Origin of the sequence: Actinomadura macra NBRC 14102 (assembly GCF_001552215.1) — a bacterium.
In the GTDB taxonomy this organism is placed as follows: Bacteria; Actinomycetota; Actinomycetes; order Streptosporangiales; family Streptosporangiaceae; genus Spirillospora; species Spirillospora macra.
Genome location: NZ_BCQT01000030.1, coordinates 51,309 through 58,066, shown reverse-complemented (window position 1 = coordinate 58,066; position 6,758 = coordinate 51,309). Strand labels below are relative to the sequence as shown.

At 70.7% G+C, this 6,758-nt stretch carries 2 protein-coding genes; both read right to left on the bottom strand.

What is annotated here, in order from left to right:
* Positions 1-4,425 (bottom strand): type I polyketide synthase (locus AMA02S_RS37735; RefSeq protein WP_157431095.1); only part of this gene is annotated, 4,425 nt, incomplete at its 3' end.
* A 210-nt stretch (positions 4,426-4,635) separates the two neighbouring features.
* Positions 4,636-5,406, bottom strand: a complete 771-nt coding sequence (locus tag AMA02S_RS37730) for an AfsR/SARP family transcriptional regulator (RefSeq protein ID WP_067469187.1) — start codon at positions 5,404-5,406, stop codon at positions 4,636-4,638.
* Between the last annotated feature and the right edge of the window lie 1,352 nt (positions 5,407-6,758).

Genomic DNA, 6,758 nt, shown 5'->3' with positions numbered 1-6,758 from the left:
CAACTCGGGACTGGAGACCAAGTGCTGGGCGAGTGCGCGCGCCTGCCCGCGTAGCGCCTCTTCGCTACGGGCCGACAGGACCCACGGCACGACAGGCGGGTCCGCGGACAGAGGGGGTGTCTCCGGCTGTGCCGGGGCCTCCTCAACGATCAGATGGGCGTTCGTTCCGGAGATCCCGAAGGATGAGACGCCGGCTCTGCGGGGACGGTCGCCGCTACGCCACTCGACCGGCTCGGTCAACAACCGCACCGCACCGCTATCCCACTCCACATGCGAAGACGGCTCATCAATATGCAACGACGCCGGCAACACCCCATGCCGCATCGCCATCACCATCTTGATCACACCCGCCACACCAGCAGCAGCCTGCGCATGACCGATATTCGACTTCACCGACCCCAACCACAACGGCCCACCACCCACACGCCCCTGCCCATACGTCGCCAACAACGCCCCCGCCTCAATCGGATCACCCAACCTCGTCCCCGTCCCATGCGCCTCCACCACGTCAACATCGGACGCGGACAAACCCGCACTAGCCAACGCCTGACCAATCACCCGCTGCTGCGACGGGCCGTTGGGTGCCGACAGGCCGTTGCTCGCGCCGTCCTGGTTCACCGCCGAACCCCGCACCACCCCCCACACCCGACGACCCGCACGACGCGCATCCGACAACCGCTCCAACAACACCAAACCCACACCCTCCGACCACCCCGTCCCATCAGCACCCGCCGCGAACGCCTTACACCGCCCATCCGCCGCCAACCCACCCTGACGAGAGAACTCGGTGAACATGCCCGGTCCGGCGAGCACGGTCACGCCGCCCGCGAGCGCCAGGGTCGACTCGCCCTGGCGCAGCGACTGGCACGCCAGATGGATCGCCACCAGCGACGACGAGCACGCGGTGTCGACCGTCACCGCCGGACCCTCCAGACCGAAGGTGAACGCCACCCGTCCGGCCGCCACACTGAGCGTCGTACCGGTCAGCAGATGGCCGTCGAGCCCGTCGGTCGCCTCGTGCAGGCGCGGGCCGTAGTCCTGGGCGGTCGCACCGACGAAGACACCGGTCGGGCTGCGCCGCAGCGCGGCGGCGTCGAGACCCGCGCGTTCGAACGCCTCCCAGGCGGTCTCCAGGAGCAGCCGCTGCTGCGGATCCATCGCGAGCGCCTCACGCGGACTGATCCCGAAGAACCCCGCATCGAACAGATCCGCGTCATAGAGGAAACCGCCCTCGCGGGTGCGGCTGGTGCCGGACGCCTCGGGGTCGGCGGCGAACAGGCCCGCCAGGTCCCAGCCACGGTCGCGCGGGAACTCCCCCACCGCGTCCACCCCGTCGGCGACAAGGTTCCAGAAGGACTCGGGCGAGGTCACCCCGCCTGGGTAACGGCAGGCCATCCCGACGATGGCGATCGGTTCGTCGACGGGGCCGACGTGCGGGGCGGCCGGCGGGGGCGCCGGGTCGTCGAGGATCCGGGCGCGCAGATGGTCGGTGACGGCGGCGGGGGTCGGGTGGTCGAAGGTGAGGGTCGTCGCGAGCGGCAGGCCGGTCGCGGCGCCGAGCCGCTCGCTCAGTTCGGCCGCCGCCACCGAGTCGAGTCCGAGCGCCTTGAAGGACAGCTCGGGGTCGATGGCGCCGGCGCCGGCGTGTCCGAGGACGAGGGCCGTCTGCTTTCGCACGGTGTCGGCGAGGATCCGCCGCCGTTCCGTGTCGCCCAGCCCGGCGAGCCGCAGGGTCGGTGGAGTCGCGCCGGTCGCCCGCTCCGGGGTGACCGGTTCCGCGTCGGTCTGGTCCGCCGGTTCGCCGAACCAGTGGCGCCGGCGTCGGAAGGCGTAGGTGGGCAGGGGGACATGCCGTCGCGGCCCGACGCCGAAGGCGTGCTCCCAGCTGAGGTCGGCGCCGCGCACGTGCGCTCCGGCCATGGCGGACGCGAAGGTCTCCGCCTCGGGGCGGCCGCGGCGCAGAGCCGCCAGAGCCACCGGGCGCGGACGGGCCTCATCGTCCGGGCCCCCGACGCATTCGCGCGTCATGGCGGTCAGCACGGCGTCGGGGCCGAGTTCGAGGAAGGTGGAGACGCCCTCGGCGCGCATCCACCGCACGCCGTCCATGAACCGCACGGCCCGGCGTGCGTGCTCGGCCCAGTAGCCGGGGTCGGCCAGCGATTCGGCGGTCAGCGGCCGGCCGGTCACGTTGGAGATGACGGGAATCCGCGGCGCGGCGAACGGCAGCATCGCGGCGACGTCCCGCAGCTGGTCGAGCATGCCGTCCATGTGCGGCGAGTGGAATGCGTGGCTGGTCCGCAGCACGCTGGTCTTGCGTCCGCCGTCCCGCCAGGCCAGGGTCGCGTCGTGGACGGCGTCCCGTTCGCCGGACACCACAACCGAGGAGGGGCCGTTGACCGCGGCGACGGCGACCAGGCCACCGGTGTCCGCGAGGGCTTCGGCGGCCTCCTCCTCGGTGGCCTGCCAGGCGGCCATCGCACCGGCCGCGGTGACCGACTGCATGAGGCGCCCCCGCGCCGCCACCAGCGTGGCGGCGTCGGAGAGGGAGAGGACCCCGGCCACGTGCACGGCGGCGATCTCGCCCACCGAATGTCCCATCAGGTGGCGGGGCCGCAGCCCCCACCTTTCGGCGAGCCGGTACAGGGCCACCGCGACGGCGAACAGCGCGGGCTGCGTGTAGGCGGTCTGGTCCAGCGGCGCGCCGGAGTCGGCGAACATCACCGTACGCAATGGCTGGTCCAGATGAGGGTCGAGTGCGGCGCACGCCTCGTCAAGGGCGTCGGCGAAGACGGGGTAGGCGGCGTGCAACTCGCGGCCCATCCCCGGACGCTGGCTTCCCTGGCCGCTGAAGAGCACGCCGACGCCGCCGTCGGTCACCTGGCCTCGGATCACCCCGGGTTCTTCGATGTCCTGCCTCACCGCGTCCAGCCGACCGAGCAGCGTCGCGCGGTCATGGCCCAGGACGACCGCGCGGTGCGTGTGCGCCGTGCGGGTCGTCGCCAGTGCGTGTCCGACGTCGGCGGGGTCGATGTCCGGCTCCGCCGTCAGGTGCACGTGGAGACGCTCGGCCTGGACGCGCAACGCGTCCGAGGTCTTTCCCGAGACGGGCCACGGGACGATCGGGGGCGCGGCGGTCGCGGGCACCTCCGCCGGGGCTCGGACAGGTGTCTCGGTGAGGACCAGGTGGCAGTTCGTCCCGCCCATCCCGAACGAGCTGACTCCGGCGACGAGGGGGCTGCCGGGGGACGGCCAGTCGCTCGGCTCCCGCTGCACACGCAGCCCGAGTTGCTCCAAGGGGATGCGCGGGTTGGGCACGGTGAAGTTGAGACTCGGGGGCAGACGGCGATGCGCCATGCTCAGGATCACCTTGAGGAGCCCGGTGATCCCTGCCGCGCCTTCCAGGTGCCCGACGTTGGTCTTGACGGATCCCACCCGCGGTGGCTCCCCGTCTGGACCGGGCCGCCCCAGCACCTCGCCGAGCGCCGCCGCCTCGACGGGGTCGCCCGCCGGCGTCCCGGTGCCGTGCAGTTCGACGTACTGCACCTCCGCGGTCCGCACCCCGGCGCGCTGGTACGCCAGCCGGAGCACCTCCTCCTGCGCCAGCCGCCCGGGGGCGGTCAGCCCGTCGGTCGCGCCGTCGTTGTTGACGGCGCCACCGCGGATCACGCAGTACACCCGGTCGCCGTCGCGCAACGCGGTGTCCAGGGGCTTGAGCAGCACCGCGCCGCCACCTTCGCCGCGGACGAACCCGTTGGCGCGGGCGTCGAAGGTGTGGCAGCGGCCGTCCGGCGACAACCCGCCGAACTGGGCCGCGGCGGCCTCCATGCTGTCCTCGCTCAGGATCAGGTTGACCCCGCCGGCCAGGGCGGCGTCGCATTCCCCACGCCGCAGGCTCTCGCACGCCGTGTGGACCGCGACCAGTGACGAGGACTGCGCGGTGTCCACGGCCAGGCTGGGACCGCGCAGGCCGAGGGCGTAGGAGACGCGGTTGGCGATGATGCTGCGGTGCACCCCGGTCATCGCGTACCGGTTTGCGGCGGGTGTCCCGTTCCGGCGCAGGAGCGCGGCGTACTCGTCCCAGATCGCGGCGGCGAAGACACCCGTCCGGGTCCCGGCGAGCGTGTCCGGGGGAATCCCGGCGTCCTCCAGCGTCTCCCAGGCCAGCTCCAGCATGAGGCGCTGCTGCGGGTCCATGGTGGCGGCCTCGCGGGGGGTGATGCCGAAGAACGCCGCGTCGAAGGTGTCGACCGAGTCGAGGAAGCCGCCCAGCGGGGCCGGCCCGGTCAGGCCCGCCCGCCGCCGGTCGGACGGCATCGGCCCGATCGCGTGGCGACCCTCACAGAGCAGCCGCCAGAAAGCGTTCGGATCCGCGGCGTCCGGCAGCCTGCACGACAATCCGACGACCGCGATGGAAATACCCGCCATCACACTCCACGCCACTCAAGAGGAACCTGGTCCGGTCACCGACGGCGACCGCATTCGCCTAAATCAGGCGCTCGACTTTCCCATTCTCGGAGGGGGCTCTAAAGCGCCACAAAAGTGGTGTCAGGGCCATGGAAAGCGGACTTTCGCGCGGATTTTCCGAATGGCTTCGCCTGCCCTGCCCGCCCTTTCCGCCTCCTCGGTCGCCGCGGTCTACGAGGCGGCCAGCAGGTCGAGGCGCTCGTCCGCCGTCAGAATCGCCCGTTGGAGGTCCCGCAGCGCCCGGCAAGGCTCCAGCCCCAGTTCCTCCTTGAGCGTGGAGCGCGCGGACTGGTACACCTTCAAAGCGTCGGCCTGCCGGTCCGACCGGTAGAGCGCCAGCATCAGCTGGTGGTAGTAGGACTCCCGCAGCGGGTTCTCGGTGACCAGCGAGTACAGCCGCCCGATCACCTCGCGATGCCGGCCGAGGCGCAGGTGGGCGTCGGCGAGCAGTTCCAGGCACTCCAGCCGCGACTCCGTCATCCAGGTCACGAAGCCCTCGATGATCGGGCCGCTGCGCAGGTCACCCAGCACCGGTCCCCGCCACACACCGAGGGCCGCCTCCAGGGAGGCCGCGGCCTCTTCGTACAGTCCTTCCCGCATCAGGGCGCGTCCCCGGTCCACCGCTTCGAAGAAGAGGTGGAAGTCGATCTCGTCGGTGCCCTTGCGCAGCAGGTAACCGGGCGGCTGGGTCACGATCGGGCTCTCCGCCCGCCAGGGGCGGCTGAGGAACTTGCGGACCTGGGAGATGTAGACGTGCAACCCCGCCATCGCGCGGCGCGGCGGCGCGTCCCCCCAGATCTCGGTGATGAGCTGGTCCAGCGCCACCACCTGGTCGGAACGGATGAGCAGCACGGTCAGCACGGTCTCGATCTTCCGTGCGCTGATGGCGGAGCAGCCGTCCCCGTCGACGAGGCGCAGCGGCCCCAGGACCTCGTATCTCACGATGCTCTCCCCTCAAGCGGGCCGGCCGCACGGCCGTCGCCCGTCGTCCCACGCGGCGGCCCGCGGCCCGGCGGTGCGCGTGCCCATGGTCCAGCGAAGGTCCGCTGCCCGACCCCGGCGCGTCGAGCAGGTCGAAATCCGCATGTCCGCCGCGATGCCACGGCTCGGTCCCACGCTCGCCGGGCCGCGGCGGAACGCGTCGAGCCCTATATGGGAATACCGGCGGGGCCGTCGATGGGGACGGCTTCGCCATCGCTACCGTGTTCGTTCATCACACCCTCATCATCGACAAGACTCCGTCCTGCGAGGGCCGGTGAATCTCGGAAGCGGCCCCGCGGGCGGTCAAGACACCTCTCAGATGATGTGACGGCGGGGCGCCGAGTGGTACCCGTAATCCACAGCCCCTACCGCGAACCCTCAGACCAGGACGCAGCCCCTTCCGCCGTGTTCCGCACCCCTATCGCCGTGTTAAAGCCGCACCAAACCGCTTGGACGGCACCCCGCGCGGGGCCACAGCATCAACCCGGGCGTGTCGCGCCGGGCAGGCCCCGACGATCCCCCCGGACGGCGTGTACAGTGCGCGGCCGGCATCCTCGCGACACGGCCGAACAGACAATTCACTTCGCCGTGAATTAATTGACGGTATGCCGATATCCGTCAATAACGAGGAGGGCACATGGGGCCGCCGACGGCTGTGCTCCATCCCGCGCACCCAGCAAATAGCGGGATCGGTCATCGTCGCCGCTTTCGTGCCGCCCGCACGAGGCGGGCGCGCCCGCAGAGCGGCCAGGACAAGCCTGCCCGCACAGCCGGCCGACCGGCAATGACAGCTTCGCATCCAGGCTGGCACGGAGAGAAGTCACCGCAGGTCAGCGAGATGCAGAATGTCACCTTGCATCCTTTTTAGGGGGACCCCTACTCGACCACCCCAGCGCGGGGAACGGACCCCTGGAGGCACCCACAGGAGCGCTGCGACCGTGGGCCGGCCGGCGACACATTCCCCTGGCTCGACCATGGCCGCCCGCACCACGGCAGCCACAGAAATCGAGCGCCCAGCAGGGCCAGAGCACGCGGATCCACGCCCACTGTACAAACCAGTTGTGATCTTGACGGCGCGGCGCCGGCCGACCGGGGAGCGGAAATCCAATGATGGCTCTCGATATCGGAGCCACCCCGAGCGTCGACTACAGGATGCCGAATCCAGACGAAACTTACTCAAAGTCTACATTCGCATAACCTGTGTGCCACACACCCAAGAAGTGAATATCAGTGGACCTCTCACCGATGTCCACATTCGGTCGCACTAGGTAACCGAGTTGCCCAATGACAGGAGCATCGGTAGATTTACTTCT